Source organism: Castellaniella sp. (genome assembly GCF_034674885.1).
GTDB lineage: Bacteria > Pseudomonadota > Gammaproteobacteria > Burkholderiales > Burkholderiaceae_B > Castellaniella.
Genome location: NZ_JAUCDS010000002.1, coordinates 264,280 through 281,908, shown reverse-complemented (window position 1 = coordinate 281,908; position 17,629 = coordinate 264,280). Strand labels below are relative to the sequence as shown.

18 protein-coding genes are annotated in these 17,629 nt (G+C 67.2%); 10 read left to right on the top strand and 8 right to left on the bottom strand.

The window, feature by feature from the left end:
- Positions 1-44 precede the first annotated feature (44 nt).
- The 8 genes from VDP74_RS03020 (at position 45) to VDP74_RS02985 (ending at position 8,656) form a co-directional block, all read left to right on the top strand.
- A complete protein-coding gene (locus tag VDP74_RS03020) occupies positions 45-1,592 on the top strand; it encodes a 3,4-dehydroadipyl-CoA semialdehyde dehydrogenase (RefSeq protein ID WP_322998136.1) in 1,548 nt (515 codons plus the stop codon).
- A 66-nt stretch (positions 1,593-1,658) separates the two neighbouring features.
- Entirely contained in the window at positions 1,659-3,221 is a 1,563-nt protein-coding gene (locus VDP74_RS03015) for a benzoate-CoA ligase family protein (RefSeq protein WP_322998135.1), read from the top strand.
- Positions 3,208-4,077, top strand: coding sequence for an alpha/beta fold hydrolase (locus VDP74_RS03010; protein WP_416232916.1), 870 nt, complete (start codon positions 3,208-3,210; stop codon positions 4,075-4,077). The genes VDP74_RS03015 and VDP74_RS03010 overlap by 14 nt, the downstream gene beginning before the upstream one ends.
- Positions 4,078-4,130: 53 nt before the next feature.
- Entirely contained in the window at positions 4,131-5,288 is a 1,158-nt protein-coding gene (locus VDP74_RS03005; RefSeq protein ID WP_322998133.1) for an ABC transporter substrate-binding protein, read from the top strand.
- A 13-nt stretch (positions 5,289-5,301) separates the two neighbouring features.
- Entirely contained in the window at positions 5,302-6,183 is an 882-nt protein-coding gene (locus VDP74_RS03000) for a branched-chain amino acid ABC transporter permease (protein WP_322998132.1), read from the top strand.
- A 3-nt stretch (positions 6,184-6,186) separates the two neighbouring features.
- The gene (locus VDP74_RS02995; RefSeq protein WP_322998131.1) at positions 6,187-7,197 is read left to right on the top strand and encodes a branched-chain amino acid ABC transporter permease; all 1,011 of its coding nucleotides are present in this window, start codon (positions 6,187-6,189) and stop codon (positions 7,195-7,197) included.
- Entirely contained in the window at positions 7,194-7,958 is a 765-nt protein-coding gene (locus tag VDP74_RS02990) for an ABC transporter ATP-binding protein (protein WP_322998130.1), read from the top strand. Before VDP74_RS02995 ends, VDP74_RS02990 begins: the two co-directional genes overlap by 4 nt.
- Entirely contained in the window at positions 7,946-8,656 is a 711-nt protein-coding gene (locus VDP74_RS02985) for an ABC transporter ATP-binding protein (RefSeq protein WP_322998129.1), read from the top strand. The genes VDP74_RS02990 and VDP74_RS02985 overlap by 13 nt, the downstream gene beginning before the upstream one ends.
- Positions 8,657-8,680: 24 nt before the next feature.
- On the opposite strand, the gene VDP74_RS02980 is transcribed toward VDP74_RS02985, so the two are convergent.
- The 6 genes from VDP74_RS02980 to mog all read right to left on the bottom strand — a co-directional run bounded on the left by VDP74_RS02980 (position 8,681) and on the right by mog (position 14,289).
- The gene (locus VDP74_RS02980) at positions 8,681-9,721 is read right to left on the bottom strand and encodes an L-threonylcarbamoyladenylate synthase (protein WP_322998128.1); all 1,041 of its coding nucleotides are present in this window, start codon (positions 9,719-9,721) and stop codon (positions 8,681-8,683) included.
- 4 nt (positions 9,722-9,725) lie between these two features.
- A complete protein-coding gene (locus VDP74_RS02975) occupies positions 9,726-10,904 on the bottom strand; it encodes a 5-(carboxyamino)imidazole ribonucleotide synthase (protein WP_322998127.1) in 1,179 nt (392 codons plus the stop codon).
- Positions 10,904-11,410: a 5-(carboxyamino)imidazole ribonucleotide mutase gene (gene purE / locus VDP74_RS02970; protein WP_322998126.1), complete on the bottom strand. Its 507-nt coding sequence runs from the start codon at positions 11,408-11,410 to the stop codon at positions 10,904-10,906. The genes VDP74_RS02975 and purE overlap by 1 nt, the downstream gene beginning before the upstream one ends.
- Before the next feature lie 216 nt (positions 11,411-11,626).
- Positions 11,627-12,514 carry a phosphoribosylaminoimidazolesuccinocarboxamide synthase gene (locus VDP74_RS02965; protein WP_322998125.1) on the bottom strand — a complete coding sequence of 296 codons (888 nt, stop codon included), beginning with the start codon at positions 12,512-12,514 and terminating at the stop codon, positions 11,627-11,629.
- A gap of 6 nt (positions 12,515-12,520) precedes the next feature.
- On the bottom strand, positions 12,521-13,585 hold the full coding sequence (gene fba, locus VDP74_RS02960) for a class II fructose-bisphosphate aldolase (RefSeq protein ID WP_322998124.1): 1,065 nt from the start codon (positions 13,583-13,585) through the stop codon (positions 12,521-12,523).
- A gap of 68 nt (positions 13,586-13,653) precedes the next feature.
- Positions 13,654-14,289, bottom strand: coding sequence for a molybdopterin adenylyltransferase (gene mog, locus VDP74_RS02955; protein WP_322998123.1), 636 nt, complete (start codon positions 14,287-14,289; stop codon positions 13,654-13,656).
- 18 nt (positions 14,290-14,307) lie between these two features.
- On the opposite strand from mog, the gene VDP74_RS02950 reads away from it, so the two are divergent.
- Entirely contained in the window at positions 14,308-15,222 is a 915-nt protein-coding gene (locus tag VDP74_RS02950; RefSeq protein WP_322998122.1) for an NAD-dependent epimerase/dehydratase family protein, read from the top strand.
- A gap of 74 nt (positions 15,223-15,296) precedes the next feature.
- Positions 15,297-16,145 carry a TOBE domain-containing protein gene (locus VDP74_RS02945; protein ID WP_322998121.1) on the top strand — a complete coding sequence of 283 codons (849 nt, stop codon included), beginning with the start codon at positions 15,297-15,299 and terminating at the stop codon, positions 16,143-16,145.
- A gap of 43 nt (positions 16,146-16,188) precedes the next feature.
- Here VDP74_RS02945 and VDP74_RS02940 read toward each other — a convergent pair whose 3' ends face one another.
- A complete protein-coding gene (locus VDP74_RS02940) occupies positions 16,189-16,938 on the bottom strand; it encodes an ABC transporter ATP-binding protein (protein ID WP_322998120.1) in 750 nt (249 codons plus the stop codon).
- Complete coding sequence (modB, locus tag VDP74_RS02935) at positions 16,935-17,621, bottom strand: molybdate ABC transporter permease subunit (protein ID WP_322998119.1); 687 nt, start codon at positions 17,619-17,621, stop codon at positions 16,935-16,937. Before modB ends, VDP74_RS02940 begins: the two co-directional genes overlap by 4 nt.
- Positions 17,622-17,629: the final 8 nt, after the last annotated feature.

Below are 17,629 nucleotides of genomic sequence, written 5' to 3'. Positions count from 1 at the left end.
ACCGCCTTTCGATACAGCCCGAACACACCACGAACCCACAGACCATGACCATCGACCTGCAGAACTACACCGAATCCACCTGGCGCCCGGCCTCGAGCACGGCACGCCAACGGCTCCTGGATCCCGTCCTGGGCACGGACCTCGCCTACGCCGGGGCGGACTCGGTCGACATGGCCGGCTGCTATCGCTGGGCGCGCCAACAAGGTGGCGGCGCCCTGCGCGGCCTGAGCTACCCGCAAAGGGCGGAGCTGCTGGACAGCATCCGCCAGGTCCTGCAAACCAACCGGGACCGCTACCTGGATATTTCCCTGCAGAACTCCGGCACCGTCGAACGCGACAGTTCCATCGACGTGGACGGCGCCCTGTACACCCTCTCTTACTACGCGACACTCGGCCGCTCGCTGCCCGACGCGCATCATCTCGCCGACGGGGAACGCGTTTCCCTGAGCCGCGACGGGTCTTTCGGCACCCAGCACATCCTGGTCCCATCCCACGGCGTGGCGCTGCTGATCAATGCCTTCAATTTCCCGTCCTGGGGCCTGTGGGAAAAGGCCGCGCCGGCCCTGCTGTCCGGGGTGCCGATCGTCGTCAAACCCGCCACGGCAACCGCCTGGCTGACCTACGAAATGGTGCGCGACGTCATCCAGGCCGGCGTCCTGCCCGACGGCGCCCTGAGCCTCGTGTGCGGCCGCCCGGCGGGGCTGCTCGATGCGCTCGAACCCCTGGACCTGCTGTCCTTCACCGGTTCGGCGGACACGGCTGCAGAGCTGCGCGGGCACCCCCGCATCCAGCACGACGGGGTGCGCTTCAACGCGGAAACCGACAGCATCAACAGCGCCATCCTCGCGCCCGACGGCAGCAACCAGGCCGAAGACCTGCTGGTGCGTGAAGTCGAACGCGAGCTGACCAGCAAATCGGGGCAGAAGTGCACGGCGATCCGCCGGATCATGGTGCCTGCGGACCGATTCGACGCCGTCGCTCAGGCCCTGGAGGCCCGATTCTCCAAGGTCACGGTCGGCGACCCGCGCAACCCGGACGTCCGCATGGGCAGCCTGGTCAGCCGCAGCCAGCGTCGCGCGGTGGAAGCCGGCATCGACGCGCTATCCGCATCCTGCGAAACACTGTTCGACGGGCGCACGCGCACCCTCGTCCAGGCGCCCGACGACAGCGCCTGTGTGCCGCCCGTACTCTTTGGCGCCCGTGACCCGGACAACTGCCCGGCAGTCCACCGCACGGAAGTCTTCGGCCCCGTGGCCACCCTCATGCCCTACCGGGACGCTGCGCACGCCTTCAGCCTGGCGCGGCGCGGCATGGGTTCGCTGGTCGCCTCGGTCTACGGTGAGGATCTCGCCGGATTGGCACGCGCGGCAGAGCAGCTGGCGGAAAGCCACGGCCGGGTCCACCTGATCAGCCCCGAAATCGCCAAGACCCAGACCGGTCATGGCAACGCAATGCCGCAGTCCAACCACGGCGGCCCAGGGCGCGCCGGCGGCGGCCAGGAACTTGGCGGCCTGCGCGCGCTGAACTTCTACCACCGTCAGGCGGCCGTCCAGGGATACGCCGACGCACTTGAACACATCGCGCCCGCCTGACCCGCTCCCGGCCAGAACACATTCCGGCGCCCACCCCATTCGCACACAGACTACCTGGAGACAATCATGGCATCTTGCCCGGAGCAACTGAACTTCGCACGGCATCTATTCGAACTGAACGCCGGCCGCGCGGCGAAAACGGCATATCTAGACGGACGGCGCACACTCACCTACGGCGAGCTGGCCCAGCGCAGCGCCCACTTTGCCGGCCTGCTGAAGAAAATGGGCCTGCATCGCGAAGAACGCATCCTGCTGCTGGTGTACGACACGGTCGATTGGCCCGTCTGCTTTCTGGGCGCGCTGCTGGCCGGGGTCGTGCCCATCGCGGCCAACACCTTGCTGACGGCCGACGACTACGCCTACATGCTGCACAACAGCCGCTGCCAGGCCGCCGTGGTCTCGCCAGCGCTGCTGCCTACCTTGCAGCAGGCCATGAGCCGGACGTCCCACGAGATCACCCGCATCCTCGTGGCCCAGCCCCAGGAACCCCTGGCCGAGGGCCTGATGGACCTGGAAACGGAACTCGCGCAAGCCCCCGCCCTGGCCGCCGTGCAGACCGAGACCGACGAGGTGGCGTTCTGGCTGTATTCGTCCGGCTCGACCGGACTGCCCAAGGCCGTGGCGCATACACACGGCAATCTCTGGCACACGGCCGACCTGTACGGCAAGCCGATTCTCGGCGTGCGCGAGGACGACATCGTCTTTTCCGCCGCCAAGATGTTCTTTGCCTACGGGTTGGGCAACGCCCTGACCTTCCCCCTGTCCGTGGGCGCCACGGTCGTCCTGCTGTCCGGCCGTCCTACCGTGGAAGCGGTGTGCGAACATCTGACCCGCTACCGCCCGACCGTGTTCTGCGGCGTGCCCACCTTGTATGCCAGCATGCTGTCGTCACCGCTGCTGCCCGCCCGCGACCAGGTCGCCCTGCGCGTCTGCGCATCTGCCGGCGAAGCGCTGCCCCAGGACCTGGGCGACCGCTTCACGGAACATTTCGGCTGCTACATCCTGGACGGCATCGGCTCGACCGAAATGCTGCATATCTTCCTGACCAACCAGCTGGGCGACATCCGCTATGGCACCACCGGCAAGCCGGTCCCCGGCTACGAAGTCGAACTGCGCGACGAGAACGGGCAGGCAGTCCCCGTCGGGCAGATCGGCGACCTGTACATCAAGGGCCCCAGCGCAGCGCTGATGTACTGGCACAACCGCAAGAAATCGCGCGACACGTTCCTGGGCGAATGGCTCAAGAGCGGCGACAAGTACGCGCTGGACGCGGAGGGCTACTACACCTATGCGGGGCGCAGCGACGACATGATCAAGGTCAGCGGGCAATATGTATCCCCCATCGAAGTCGAGAACACGCTGATCCAGCACCCCCTCGTGCTGGAAGCCGCCGTCATCGGCGCCCCCGACCATGAGAACCTGGTCAAGACGGTCGCGTACGTCGTCCTGCGGCCCGGCGTCGTGCGCGACGAGGCGACCGAACCGGAACTCAAGGCCTTCGTCAAATCCAAGCTGGCGCCCTACAAATACCCGCGCACCATCACCTTTCTGGACGAGTTGCCCAAGACCGCCACCGGCAAGATCCAGCGGTTCCGGCTGCGCCAGCAACACGACAATGTGCCCGCCTGAGACCATGACCATGACCATGTCCGCACTCGCCGCTGACCGTCCGACCACCGTCCCCGTCCAGTACCAGGGTCGGGTCCTGGACATCGAATACCGCCTCCTTCCTGCCGCCCGGCCGGATGCCGACCTGCTGGTCTTCCTGCACGAGGGCCTGGGCTCCGCCGCCCTCTGGAAGGGCTGGCCGGAAGACCTGTGCGCAGCCAGCGGCTGCCGGGGACTGGTGTTCTCGCGCTACGGCTACGGCGCCAGCACCCCGCGCCCCGCTTCCGAGCGCTGGCCCGTGCACTTCATGCACGATCAGGCCCGACACGCCCTGCCGGCGATCTTCGAGGCCCTGGGACTGGCTGGCGAACGGCCTGTCTTCTTCGGCCACAGCGATGGCGGATCCATCGCGCTGCTCTATGCAGCCATGTATCCCGAACGCGTCAAGGCCATTGCCGTGGCCGCGCCGCACGTTTTCGTGGAAGACGTCACCATCGCCAGCATCGAGCAGGCCCGCGAGACCTACCTGAAGACTGACCTGAAGGACAAGCTGGGCCGCTATCACCGCGACCCGGATTCGGCCTTCTGGGGCTGGAACGACATCTGGCTGAATCCCGAGTTCCGGGCCTGGAACATCGAAGCGTTCCTGCCCGATATCCGCTGCCCCATCCTGGCCATCCAGGGCGAGAACGACCAATACGGATCCCTGGAACAGATCCACCGTATCCAGCGGCAGGCACCACAGACGCGGCTGTGTGTGCTGAAGGACTGCCGCCACTCGCCGCACGTCGACCAGCCCCAGGCCACCATCGAGACAGTGGCCGGTTTCATCGAAGAGTGCGCGGCCTTGACGACACCCATGACCCATAAGCACTAAGCACGCCGCAAGCCCCAATTCAGGGGCGAAGCGATACAACCCGGAGGAGAAACATGCAGAAGACAATCATCAACACCATCCTGGCCGCCGCGCTCGGCGTGGCATGCGCCAGCGCGAACGCCACCGTCAAGGTCGGATTCATGCTGCCCTACAGCGGCACCTACGCCAAACTGGGCGAGGCCATCGAGAACGGCTTCAAGCTCTACGTGGCCGAACAGGGCGGCAAACTCGCAGGACAGGACATCGAATACTTCAAGGTGGACGACGAGTCAGACCCGTCCAAGGCCACCGAGAATGCCAACCGCCTGATCAAGCGCGACCAGGTGGACATCCTGGTGGGCACCGTGCACTCCGGCGTCGCCCTGGCCCTGGCCAAGGCCGCCAAGGAATCCGACACCACGCTCATCATTCCGAACGCCGGCGCAGACGCCATCACCGGCCCGCTGTGCTCCAAGGAAGTCTTCCGCACGTCGTTCACCAACTGGCAGCCGGGCTACGCCATGGGCCAGGTGGCCCACGAGAAAGGCTACAAGACCGCCATCACGATCACCTGGAACTACGCGGCCGGCAAAGAAGCCACGGACGGTTTCAAGGAAGGCTTTGAAAAGCTCGGCGGCAAGGTCGTCAAGCGCCTGATGCTGCCCTTCCCCAAGGTCGAGTTCCAGTCGCTGCTGACCGAGATCGCCGCCGAGAAACCTGACGCGGTCTTCACGTTCTTCGCGGGCGGAGGCGCCGTCAAGTTCGTCAAGGACTACGCGGACGCAGGCCTGGGCAAGACCATCCCGTTGCTGGGCAGCGGATTCTTGACCGATGGCACGCTGGAAGCCCAGGGCGCTGCCGCTCAGGGCCTGTTGACGACACTGCACTACGCCGACGGTCTGGACAACCCGAAGGACAAGGCCTTCCGTGCCGACTACACCAAGACCTACCCGGACATCGCGCCCGACGTCTACGCCGTCCAGGGCTATGACGCCGCCCAGCTGCTGGCAACCGGCCTGAACGCCGTGAAGGGCGATGCCAGCAAGAAAGACGCGATGCGCGGCGCCATGCAGGGGGCGACCATCGACAGCCCGCGCGGCACCTTCAAGCTCTCCAAGGCCGGCAACCCCATCCAGGACATCTACCTGAGGGAAGTCCAGGGCCTGAAGAACCAGGTGATCGGCGTCGCTGCCAAGGCGCTGGCCGACCCGGCACGCGGCTGCAAGCTGTAAGCGGAGCTCCCCAATGGACCCGATCATATTTCTGATCCAATGCCTGAATGCCGTCCAGTATGGGCTGCTGCTGTTCCTGATCGCCAGCGGCCTCACGCTGATCTTCGGCATCATGGGCATCATCAACCTGGCACATGGCAGCTTCTACATGATCGGGGCCTACATGGCGTTCGCCCTGCAACCGGCGGTCGCCCAGTATCTCGGCGGGGGGTTCGTCGTCACACTGGCGGTCTGCATCGTTCTCACGACACTGCTGGGATACGCGCTTGAATGGGCGTTCTTCAGCTTTCTCTACACCCGCGATCACCTGCAGCAGGTCCTGATGACCTACGGCCTGATCCTGGTCTTCGAGGAACTGCGCAGCATCATCGTGGGCAACGACGTGCACGGCGTGACGCCGCCCGAGTGGCTGGACGGCTCCATCGTCCTGGGCGGCGTCATGAGCTATCCGGTCTACCGGCTGTTCATCTCCGCCGTCTGTCTGGCGGTCGCCCTCGCCATGTACCTGGTGCTGACCCATACCCGCCTGGGAATGAAGATCCGCGCCGGTGCCAGCAACCGGGAAATGATCAGTTCGCTGGGCGTCAACATCAAACACCTGTACCGTGTGGTCTTCGCCATCGGCGTGGCCCTGGCGGCGCTGGCCGGGGCCATCGCCGCGCCGGTCACGTCCGTCTACCCCGGCATGGGCCATGCCGTCCTGATCGTCAGCTTCGTGATCGTCGTCATCGGCGGCATCGGGTCGATACGCGGCGCCTTTCTGGCCGCCATGCTGGTGGGATTCGTGGACACCTTCGGCCAGGTGTTCTTCCCGGGCATCTCCGGCATGCTGGCATACCTGCTCATGGCCCTGATCCTGCTGTTCAAGCCGCAAGGGCTTTTCAATCAAGGCTGAAGCATGTTCACGATAAAAAGCACTGCTCCGATCCTGATCGCCTGCTGCGTGCTGGCGGCTCTGCCCTGGATCGCCAGCGAGTATTACACGGGCCTGGCCATCAAGATCATGATCTACGGCCTGTTCGCCATGAGCCTGCAACTGCTCGTGGGCGGCGCGGGCCTCGTCAGCCTGGGGCATGCGGCGTTCTTCGGCGCCGGGGCCTATGCCACCGCCCTGCTCGCGCCGGAATCCGGCGCCGGAAATTTCTTCATCCTGATCCCGTGCGTGCTGGCTGCCGCTCTCGCCTACGCGGCCATCACGGGCGCGCTGTCCCTGCGCACCAGGGGGATCTACTTCATCATGATCACGCTGGCCTTCGCGCAGATGGCCTACTACGTCTTCCACGACACGCAATTCGGCGGCGGCAGCGACGGCATCTACCTGTACTTCCGCCCCGAATGGCGCCTGGGAGACTGGACGCTGCTGAACGTGGATGAGCCGCGCACATTCTATCTGTTCGTGCTGGCGACCCTGGGCCTGGCCTGGCTGTTCCTGTCCGTGTTGTCGCGTTCCCGGTTCGGCGTTGCCCTCAATGGCATCCGCATCAACGAACAGCGCATGCGCGCTGCCGGATATTCCACGTTCTCCTACAAATTCGTCGCCTACCTGCTGGCTGCGGGCCTGGCCAGCATCGCCGGCATGCTGCATGCCGCCAAGGACGGCTACGTCAACCCCGAACTGCTGAACTGGGAACAATCCGGCCTGGTGCTGCTGATGGTGATCCTGGGCGGCAGCGCCAGCCTGTGGGGCGCGCTACTGGGCACGCTCAGCCTAATCCTGCTCGAGGAACTCTTCCAATCCGAAGCCCTCATGGGCGCGATGGCCGGTCATTGGCACCTGACATTCGGCCTGACCATCATTGCACTGGTCGCGCTGCTGCCCAACGGGCTGGCGGGGCTGCTGCACAGAACTACCCGACGGCGCCCCTCGTCTTCCCCCAAGCCCGCCTCACGCTACAGGCCGCAGCCATGACCCCATCCTCCATTTTCTCTGCACGGAACATCTCGCGGCGCTTCGGCGGACTGCAGGCGCTCGACCGCGTGTGCATCGACCTGCCGCTGGGCTGCATCCATGCCGTCATCGGCACGAACGGCGCAGGCAAATCCACGCTGGTCAATGTGCTCTCGGGCGAACTGTCCACCGACGACGGCGAGATCCGGATGAACGGCCAGGACATCACGCACTGGGTACAGCCCCGGCGAGCCCGTGCCGGCATTGGCCGCAGCTACCAGCGCACCACCATTTTCCCCAGCCTGTCGCTGCACGAGAACTGCCGCCTGGCCGCCCAGGCGGGACACCAGCACTTCTGGCGCTGGCTGCAGCCGGCCACCACGTGCCTGCGATCCAACGAAGCGGCGGAACAGGTGCTCGAATTGACCGGCCTGCAGGCCCTGCGCGGCCAGGCGGCGGGATCGCTGTCCCACGGCAAGAAACGCCAGCTCGAGATCGCCATGAGCCTGACCACCCAGCCGCAGGTCTTGCTGCTGGACGAACCTCTGGCCGGCATGGGGCCGGAAGAAACCGAACGCATGCTGGAGCTGCTGGAATCGCTCAGGTCCGACCATGCCATCCTGCTCATCGAGCACGACATGGACGCGGTCTTCAGGATAGCCGACCGCATCACCGTGATGGTCAACGGGTCGGTGATTGCTCACGGCGACCCCGAGTCCATCCGCAGCAACGCGGACGTCCAGGCCGCCTATCTCGGCAAGGAGGAACCGTGCCAGCACTGATCGAAGCCAGCGAACTGCACACCTACTATGGCGAAAGCCACGTCCTGCGCGGCGTCAGCCTGCGCATCGACGCCGGCGAGTCGATCGGCCTGCTCGGGCGCAACGGCATGGGCAAGACCACGCTGATCCGGACCTTGGTCGGCCACATCCGGCCAGCCCGTGGCACGGTCAGCATCCGCAGCCAGTCGCGCGGCCAGCGGCCGCCTCACGAGGTTGCGCGGCTGGGCATTGCCTACGTGCCTGAAGGACGCGGCATCTTCCCCAACCTGAGCGTCCGGGAAAATCTGCTGGTTGCGGCCGGGCCGGGTTTTTCGGGCAACAGCGACTGGACCCTGGCACGCATCCTGGCCCTGTTCCCCCGCCTGGGTGAACGCCTGCGACACGGCGGCCACCAGCTGTCTGGCGGCGAACAGCAAATGCTGGCCATCGGCCGGGCGCTGCTGACCAACCCCGACGTCCTGATCCTGGACGAGGCAACCGAAGGCCTGGCCCCTCTGATCGTCGAAGAGATCTGGCGCGTGATCGGCAGCATCCGTGCATCGGGGGTCGCCACCCTGATCGTGGACCGGAACTACCGCAAGATCCTGGCTCACACGGATCGCTGCATCATCCTGCAAAAGGGCGTGGTGGCGATCGAGGACAACAGCGTGGCGCTCAGCGCCCAGGACGAGGTCCTGAGCCATTATCTGGGGGTCTGACAGCCTGCGGCAGCAGGCCGCGCGCTACGATCCGAATGCGGCGGCCGCGCGGCCGATCCGGTCGTTGATGCCCTGCCAGGCAGGCTCTTCGGGGGGACGTTGCAGCACGATGCGATCGTAGCCGGCAACATCCAGTTCGCGCAGCAGCGCGTACAGGCGGCGCGCATAGTGGGCCGGTTCAGCCCGCACAACCACCCAGTCCACGCCCTCGGGCGCAGGCCCGGGCGGCGTATCCAGCACCACCACGGCCAGGCGGCGGACGGCGGATGCGGCCTGCACGCATCCCCATGCCGGGGCTGGCGCCGTGCCGGCCGCCCAGGCCGACAACTCGGCAGGGCCCATCAGGGCCACCGGCGTATGCGGCGCATAGTGCGCCTTGAGAGACCCCGACACCCGGGGCGCGGCTGCGTCGGGCATGTTGGGCAGGTCGCCCAGGACTTCCGCCAATTGCAGCACGTCGATCTGGCCTGGCCGCAGCAAGGTCGGCCCCACGCCCTGATCCAGGCGGGACAGATCCAGGATGGTCGATTCGATGCCGACCTGAGACTCGCCGCCTTCCAGGATCATCAGGGCCTGGTCGTCCAGGTCGGGAAAGGCCTGGCGCACATGGCTCGCCCGGGTTGGCGACACCTGACCGAACTGATTGGCCGAAGGCGCCGCGACGCCGCCACAGCCATGGGGCTTGAGCGCCGCGAACACATGCAGCAGGGTCTGCGCGACCGGATGCGCCGGGCAGCGCAGGCCGATGCTGTCCTGGCCGCCGCTGACCGCATCCGGGATCCGGTCGGCGCGCGGCAGGATCAGGGTCAGCGGCCCCGGCCAGAACGCCGCCATCAGCTGTCGCGCCTGGAGCGGCACTGTGGTCGCCCAATAGGCCGGATCCGTGTCCGGCGCCAGGTGAACGATAACCGGATGGTTGGCAGGACGCTTTTTGGCTGCGTAGATGCGGGCCACTGCCTGCGGGTTCTCGGCATCGGCCCCCAGGCCATAGACGGTCTCGGTGGGAAAGGCCACCAGGCGCCCCTGATCCAGCCGGCGGGCGGCTTCCAGAATACGAGCCTGCATGGAGTCAGGCATCCGGCAACCCCAGCACGCCAGCTACGCGGGCGATGCGGTCCTGCAATTCGGCTGCCGTAGCGCCCAGGATATTGATGTGACCCATCTTGCGCCCGGCGCGAGCCTGGTTCTTGGCATACAGGTGCAGACGCGTGCCAGGCACGGACAGAACCCCCGCCCAATCCGGCTCGCGTTGCTGCCCATCGGGGCCGAACCACAGGTCGCCCAGCAGGTTCAGCATGGCGGCAGGGCACAGCGTATCGGTCGCGCCCAAGGGCAGGCCGGCCATGACGCGGGCCTGCTGTTCGAACTGGCTGACCAGGCAGCCGTCCTGGGTGTAATGGCCGCTATTGTGGGGGCGCGGCGCCATCTCGTTGGCAATGACGGCGCCATCGCGCAGCACGAAGAATTCGACGCACAGCACCCCGTGATAATCCAGATGATCCGCCACCCGCAGGGCATGCCGGCGGGCCTGGTCCGCTACGGCGGGGGCTATCGTGCCATCCACGGTCGACACGGCCAGGATGCCGTCGCGATGCGCGTTGCGCGCAGGCGGATAGGTGACCGTGCGGCCATCCAGGCCGCGCGCCACCACGACGGAGATCTCGTAGTCCAGCGGCTGCAGGGATTCCAGCACGCAGGCCACCCCACGCAGGGACTCAAACGCCCGCCGGGCGTGTTCGCGGGACGCCACCCGCATCTGGCCCTTGCCGTCGTAACCCAGGCGCGTGGTCTTGAGAATGCCCGGAAACAGGGATTCTGGGCAGGCATCCAGATCGGACGCCCGCAGCACGGCCGCATGCGCGGCCACCGGCACTCCCGATGCCTGCAGATAGGCTTTTTCGGCCAGGCGGTCCTGGGCAATGGCCACGGCATCCCCGGAAGGGGTTGTCCGGCACAGCCGGGCCAAGTTGCGCAGGCTATCGGCCGGCACGTTCTCGAATTCGGTCGTCACTGCGACGCATAGATCGCCCAGGGTATCGAGCGCCTGTGGATCATCGTAGGCAGCGCGGATGTGGCGATCCGCCACTGCGCCGGCCGGGCTGGACTCGGCAGGGTCCAGTACCGCCACGCGATAGCCCAGCGCCTGGGCCGATTGGCAGAACATGCGGCCCAGTTGGCCGCCCCCCAGCACACCCAGCCAGGCCCCTGGAGCCGTCGGCAGAGTGGGCCCGTCGCCGGAGCCCGCCATCAGGAAGCCTCCGGCGGCACGACCATGGCGCGGGCGGCCTGAGTCTGGCGCGCCCGATAGGCCTGCAGACGCTGCAACAGGTCGGCATCGGTCATGGCCAGATTGGCGACCACGTGCAAAGCGGCATTGGCAGCTCCCGCTTCGCCGATGGCGAAGGTGCCGACGGGCACCCCTCGGGGCATCTGCACGATGGACAGGAGAGAATCCTCGCCGCGCAGATAGCGCGAAGGCACTGGCACCCCGAACACAGGCACCGGCGTCAAGGCGGCCATCATGCCAGGCAGATGGGCGGCTCCGCCCGCACCGGCCACGATGGCCCGCAGGCCCCGTGTGACGGCCTGGGCGCCGTATTCGACCATATCCAGCGGCATGCGGTGCGCCGATACCACTCGGGTTTCGTGAGCGATGCCGAACTCGTCGAACACCGCCGCTGCATGACGCATCACGTCCCAGTCGCTGGACGAGCCCATGATCAGCCCGACCACGGGAGCGACGATGTCGTTCATGCTACCCCCTTGGCGCTACGCGCCGTCCCCCCGAGGGGGAATTCGCACTTGGGGCGGCCCGGCGCGCTCATGCTACCCCCTTGGCGCTACGCGCCGTCCACCGCGCGGCCTGCATGCCGCTCCGATTCGTCAGGCGCAGGCCAGTCCGCAGGGACTGCCCTGCGTCCGGACTCATCCCCCCGAGGGGGAATTCGCACTTGGGGCGGCCCGGCGCGCTCATGCTACCCCCTGGGTCAGGCGGTCCTGGGCCTCGCGGTATTTGGCTGCGGTGCGTTCCAGCACGTCGGCAGGCAGGCGTGGGGCGGGCGCGGTCTTGTCCCAGTCCTGCGTTTCCAGCCAGTCGCGCACGAACTGTTTGTCGAAGGACGGCGGACTGATGCCCAGGGCGTAGCTGTCGGCAGGCCAGAAACGCGACGAGTCCGGCGTCAGGACCTCGTCCATCAGGTGCAAGGTGCCCCGGGCGTCCAGGCCGAACTCGAATTTCGTGTCGGCGATCAGGATGCCCCGGCGGCTGGCATATTCGGCGGCCTCGGTGTAGAGCGCCAGGGTCATGCGGCGAATCTGCCCCGCGAGTTCGGCGCCGACCTGGGCCACCACGTAATTGAAATCGACGTTCTCGTCGTGGTGCCCGAATTCGGCCTTGGCAGCCGGGGTGAAGATGGGTTCGGCCAGCTTTTCCGCCTGACGCAGGCCAGGCGGCAGCGCCACACCGCACACCGCGCCGCTGGCCTGGTAGTCCTTCCAGCCGGAACCGATCAGGTAGCCGCGCGCCACGGCCTCGACCAGGATGGGTTCCAGGCGCTTGACCACCATGGCCCGCCCCGCCACCTGATCCCGTTCTTCGGGTGCCACCACGTCTTCGGGCGCGATGCCGGTGACGTGCGTAGGCACCAGATGCCCCAGGCGTTCAAGCCAGAATTCCGTCAGGGCGGTCAGGACCTTGCCCTTGCCTGGAATCGGGTCGCCCAGGATCACGTCGAAGGCCGAGATGCGGTCCGTCGCGACGATGAGCAGTTTGTCTTCGCCCACGGCATACATGTCGCGGACCTTGCCGCGCCCCAGCAGGGGCAGCGACTGGATGGTGGATTGGAGCAAGGCCGTCATCGAGATTTATTTCACCAATTGCTTGAGTTCGCCTGCGGCGTAGCGGGCCGCCATGTCCGACAGCGGGATCGGCTTGATCTTCGAGGCGTTGCCGGCCGTGCCGAACTGCTCGTAGCGAGCCAGGCAGACTTTCTTGGCAGCTTCGCGGGCAGGCTTGAGGTATTCGCGCGGATCGAACTTGCCCGGGTTTTCCGCCAGGAAGCGGCGGATGGCGCCCGTCATGGCCAGACGGATGTCGGTATCGATGTTGACCTTGCGAACGCCGAATTTGATGGCTTCCTGCAGTTCTTCCACCGGCACGCCGTAGGTTTCCTTCATGTCGCCGCCGAACTGGCGAATTTCCGCCAGCAGTTCCTGGGGCACGCTGGAGCTGCCGTGCATCACCAGGTGGGTGTTGGGCAGGCGGGCGTGGATTTCCTTGATGCGCTGGACCGACAGGATGTCGCCCGTGGGCTTGCGCGTGAACTTGTAGGCGCCATGACTGGTGCCCACGGCGATGGCCAGGGCGTCGAGCTGGGTTTGTTTGACGAAGTCGGCCGCCTGTTCGGGGTCGGTCAGCAGCTGTTCGCGGGTCATGGTGCCCTCGGCGCCGTGGCCGTCTTCCTTGTCGCCCTTCATGGTTTCCAGAGAACCCAGGCAGCCCAGTTCGCCTTCTACCGTGATGCCGAGTTTGTGTGCGATCTGGACGACCTGCCGGGTGACGTCCAGGTTGTACTCATAAGACGAGATGGTCTTGCCATCGGACATCAGCGAGCCGTCCATCATGACGCTGGAAAAGCCCAGGTCGATGGCGCCCTGGCAGACTGCCGGCGACTGGCCGTGGTCCTGGTGCATGACCACGGGGATGTGCGGGTAGGAGTCGACCGCTGCCTGGATCAGAAGTTTCAGGAAACCTTCGCCGGCATATTTGCGGGCGCCCGCCGAAGCCTGCATGATCACCGGGCTGTCCGTCTGGGCAGCGGCTTCCATGATGGCCTGGACCTGTTCCAGGTTGTTGACGTTGAATGCGGGAATCCCGTAGCCGTGCTCGGCGGCGTGATCGAGGAGCTGACGCATGGAAACCAGGGCCATGGCTGGACCTCCAAAAGGTGAGATAGTGGATAAAATCGGATTGCCAAGATTTTAAGGCGGAATGGGAATTACTGCTGGTTGCCTGCCCTTCTGGCCGACTTCGGCCGGAATGCCCGGACCACGGCGTCGCGCGTCTCGACGTACGGGCCGCCGATCAGGTCCAGGCAGTACGGCACGGCGGCGAACACGCCCGGCACCCGCACCTGGCCGTCCGCATCGCGCAGGCCTTCCAGGGTTTCCTGGATGGCCTTGGGCTGGCCCGGCAGATTGATGATCAGCGCCGCATGGTCGGGCTGCTCCCGGATGACGGCCACCTGGCGCGACAGGATGGCGGTCGGCACGAAGGCCAGGCTGACCTGGCGCATCTGCTCGCCAAAGCCAGGCATCTCGCGCGTAGCGACGTCCAGCGTGGCCTCGGGCGTCACATCCCGGCGGGCCGGACCCGTACCGCCCGTCGTCAGCACCAGGTCGCACCGGGCTTCGTCCACCAGTTCGCGCAGGGTGGCGGCGATGCCGGCCCGGTCATCCGGAATCAGGCGGGTCACGACCTGAGGCGGCCGGGTCAGGGCCGACACCAGCCAGTCCCTCAGGGCGGGAATGCCCTGATCCTGATAAACGCCCGACGAAGCGCGGTCGGACACGGACACCAGGCCGACAATCAATTCGTCGGGATGGCTGCGGCGCAGGGGAAAGGAATCGTTCATGGGATAGACTGTGCAGACATGGAAACGGACATTCTATTAGGTACGGCCCCGACGCAGGCGCGCACCCTGCTGCTCGTGGGCGGCGACCTGGGCGCGCGCACGGCGCAGTCACTGCCCCCGAAACGCTGGACCTGCATCGGCCTGCGGCGGCAGGCCATGATCGCCCAGCCCGGCGCCCGAGTCCACTGGCTGCAGGCCGACCTGGGTGATCCCGGCAGCCTGACCAGGGCACTGGCCGCCGTCCGGGACATCACGCCCACCCCCATCTCCCATATCCTGTACGCCCCCGCGCCGGACACCCGCACGCCCGAGGCCTACGCCCGCGCCTATCCGCAAGGCCTGCGGGCGCTGCTGGACGCGTTGACCCGCCTCGATGGCGTGCGGCGCTGCGTGCTGGTCGATTCCTCCGCCGTCTGGGGGCCGGGCGCGGACGACCGCCTGGTGGACGAGGACACACCCCCTGCGCCGGCGGATTTTCGCGGCACGGCGATGCTGGACGCCGAGGCCCTGTTGCACGCCCGGCTGCCCGAACGCGGCACCGCCCTGCGCCTGTCAGGCCTGTACGGCCCCGGCCGGCTGCGCTTGCTGGACGGCCTGCGCGCCGGGCGGACGGCCGCGCCGGACGGTCCGGGCCACTGGGCCAATCGGATCCATATCGACGACGCCGCGCGGGCCTGCGCCCACCTGCTGACGCTGGCCGACCCCCTGCCCTGCTACATCGGCACCGACGACCGCCCCATGCCCACGGCAACACTGTACGAGGCGCTGGCACAGATGATCGGCGGGCCGCCGCCTGGCCGGGAAGTCCGCCCCCCGGACGGCAAGCGCCTGTCCAATGCGCGGCTACGGGCCAGCGGCTGGGCGCCCGCCTGGCCCGATGCGCTGGAAGGCTACGCAGCCTGCCTGGCCGAGGCGTCTGCGCGCCGGCCCTGAACGCGGCGCCCAGGACGACGGGCCATGCCCTTTCAGCCTTGAGCCGCCTTGGCACGCCGCGTACACTGCCTCCCATGACCCGCATCCCCTCCACCTCGCCGCTTGCAAGCGGCCCGGACTCATCCCTGGAACTGAGCACTACGCTGAGCCTGCGCAGCGGCAGCCAGAGCTGGGGCACGGAACGGCGCATGGCACTGCTGGCCGCCATCGGCACGGAAGGATCCATCAGCGCGGCAGCGCGCAAAGTCGGACTGAGCTACAAGGCGGCCTGGGACGCCGTGGACATGATGAACGGCGTGGCCGGCGGCCTGCTGGTCGAGCGCGTCACCGGCGGCAAACGAGGCGGCGGAGCGCACCTGACGGACCGGGCGCGCGAACTTATCGCCTGGTACCAGGCGGCCCAGGCAGAACACCAGCGCTTCATGGAGGCACTGGCACGCTTCGGCCCCGACGGCACCCGGCACCTGGATCTGCTGCACAGCATGGCGCTGCAGACCTCGGCCCGCAACCGCTACGAGGGCACCATCGGGGCCATCGAATCCGGCAGCATCAATGACCGAATCCGGCTGGATCTGGACGAAGGCATTTCCCTGACCGCCACCCTGACCCACGCCAGCACCGAACGGCTGGGCCTGGCCGAAGGCAGGCGCGCGCTGGCCTTCCTGAAGGCCCAGGCAGTCCGCGTCCTGCCGCAGGACGCCGTTGATCGGGATACCGCCCCCGAGGGGCTGAACCGCTGGACCGGCCGTATCAGCCACCGCGCGGACGACGGCATCCTGGCGGAAATCAGCCTGGACGTCAGCGCCAGGGTGCGCATCACGGGGCTGGCCGCCCCCGACGCGCCAGCCGGCGGATTGGCGTCGGGCGAGCTGGCCGCAGCCTGCTTCCAGGCGGCCGATGTGCTGATCGGCACGATGGACTGATCAGCACTGTTGACGCGCTGCCCGCGTTCTGCAGGCCCGTGCCTCAACCCCGGGAAACCAGTTCGGCGCCGCCCTGGATTTCTCCGTGGGCAATATGGAATACCTGGTCGGCCAGGGCCTGGACGTCTGCCGGATCATGCGTGATCAGGACTGTGGGGATGTCGATGTCGCGCTGCAACTGGGCCAGTTCCACGCGCATCTGCGCGCGCAGGTCCGAATCCAGGGCTGACAGGGGCTCGTCCAGCAACAACAGGCCGGGATCGGTCGACAGGGCCCGCGCCAGGGCGACGCGCTGGCGCTGCCCGCCCGACAATTCGGCCGGATAGCGGTCCAGCAGGCCATCCAGATGAAAGGCCCGCACCCAGCGCATCGCAGCAGGCGGCAGCTCGCGACGGCGAAACCGGCGCCCCTTGAGGGCGCCGTCATCGTCCGCCGCGCTGATCGGCCACCCCCAGCCATGCCAGTTCAGCCAGCCGCGCTGCAGGCCGAAGCCGATATTGCGGCGCACGGTCAGGTGCGGGAACAGCGCATAGTCCTGAAACAGATAGGCCAGGCGCCGGGCGCGAGGCGGCAGGTCGATACCGGCGGCATGATCGAACAGCACCCGCCCATCGACCACGATGCGCCCCGCATCCGGTCGCAGCAGCCCGGCAATCGCCTGCATGGTCAGGCTCTTGCCCGCCCCCGATGGCCCGAACAGGGCCACCCGGCGCCCATCGGTCCGCCATGAGGGCTGCAGCAAAAAGCCGTCCGACCCGCCGATGCGGCAGCGGATGTCCACGCTCAGGCTCATGCGGCGCTCCGGGATCGGCGCGGCGTTCGCCCACCCGGCATCAGCCAGGCGGCCAGGCACAGCACCGCCACGCAAGTGGCCGAGGTGACCAGCACCAGGAGATTGGCGGTATCGTCATTGCCGGCCTGCACGGCTTCGTAGATGGCAATCGACAGGGTCTGTGTCTTGCCGGGGATATTGCCCGCCACCATCAGCGTTGCGCCGAATTCACCCAAGGCCCGGGCAAAGGCCAGCAGCACCCCGGCCAGAATGCCCCGCGCGGCCAGAGGCAGGCTGACGCGGAAGAACACGGCGGCCGGCGACACGCCCAACACGGCGGCTGCCTGCTCCAGGCGATGATCCACATCCAGAAAGGCGGCCCGGGCGGCCTTGAGCACCATGGGGAAGGCCACCACGGCCGCAGCAACGACGGCCCCCTGCCAGGTGAAGACCAGCTCGATGCCATGCGATTGCAGCCAGGCGCCCAGCCAACCGCGCCGCCCGAACAGCACCAGCAGGTAATAGCCGGTGACGGTGGGCGGCAGCACCATGGGCAGGGTCAGGAAGGCGTCGACCACATCGCACCAGCGCGACGGCCAGCGCGACAGTCCGTAGGCCACTGCAATGCCGCCCACCGTCGCCAGGGCGGTGGCCCAGCCCGCGACCTTCAGGGACAGCAGCAGAGGAATCCAGAGATCAGACATATCGATGT

Bases quoted from the DNA above. Each gene is read 5' to 3' on its own strand.
- VDP74_RS03020 (WP_322998136.1), top strand. From the start codon at position 45: ATGACCATCGACCTGCAGAACTACACCGAATCCACCTGGCGCCCGGCC.
- VDP74_RS03015 (WP_322998135.1), top strand. From the start codon at position 1,659: ATGGCATCTTGCCCGGAGCAACTGAACTTCGCACGGCATCTATTCGAA.
- VDP74_RS03010 (WP_416232916.1), top strand. From the start codon at position 3,208: ATGTGCCCGCCTGAGACCATGACCATGACCATGTCCGCACTCGCCGCT.
- VDP74_RS03005 (WP_322998133.1), top strand. From the start codon at position 4,131: ATGCAGAAGACAATCATCAACACCATCCTGGCCGCCGCGCTCGGCGTG.
- VDP74_RS03000 (WP_322998132.1), top strand. From the start codon at position 5,302: ATGGACCCGATCATATTTCTGATCCAATGCCTGAATGCCGTCCAGTAT.
- VDP74_RS02995 (WP_322998131.1), top strand. From the start codon at position 6,187: ATGTTCACGATAAAAAGCACTGCTCCGATCCTGATCGCCTGCTGCGTG.
- VDP74_RS02990 (WP_322998130.1), top strand. From the start codon at position 7,194: ATGACCCCATCCTCCATTTTCTCTGCACGGAACATCTCGCGGCGCTTC.
- VDP74_RS02980 (WP_322998128.1), bottom strand. From the start codon at position 9,721: ATGCAGGCTCGTATTCTGGAAGCCGCCCGCCGGCTGGATCAGGGGCGC.
- VDP74_RS02975 (WP_322998127.1), bottom strand. From the start codon at position 10,904: ATGGCGGGCTCCGGCGACGGGCCCACTCTGCCGACGGCTCCAGGGGCC.
- purE (WP_322998126.1), bottom strand. From the start codon at position 11,410: ATGAACGACATCGTCGCTCCCGTGGTCGGGCTGATCATGGGCTCGTCC.
- VDP74_RS02965 (WP_322998125.1), bottom strand. From the start codon at position 12,514: ATGACGGCCTTGCTCCAATCCACCATCCAGTCGCTGCCCCTGCTGGGG.
- fba (WP_322998124.1), bottom strand. From the start codon at position 13,585: ATGGCCCTGGTTTCCATGCGTCAGCTCCTCGATCACGCCGCCGAGCAC.
- mog (WP_322998123.1), bottom strand. From the start codon at position 14,289: ATGAACGATTCCTTTCCCCTGCGCCGCAGCCATCCCGACGAATTGATT.
- VDP74_RS02950 (WP_322998122.1), top strand. From the start codon at position 14,308: ATGGAAACGGACATTCTATTAGGTACGGCCCCGACGCAGGCGCGCACC.
- VDP74_RS02945 (WP_322998121.1), top strand. From the start codon at position 15,297: ATGACCCGCATCCCCTCCACCTCGCCGCTTGCAAGCGGCCCGGACTCA.
- VDP74_RS02940 (WP_322998120.1), bottom strand. From the start codon at position 16,938: ATGAGCCTGAGCGTGGACATCCGCTGCCGCATCGGCGGGTCGGACGGC.
- modB (WP_322998119.1), bottom strand. From the start codon at position 17,621: ATGTCTGATCTCTGGATTCCTCTGCTGCTGTCCCTGAAGGTCGCGGGC.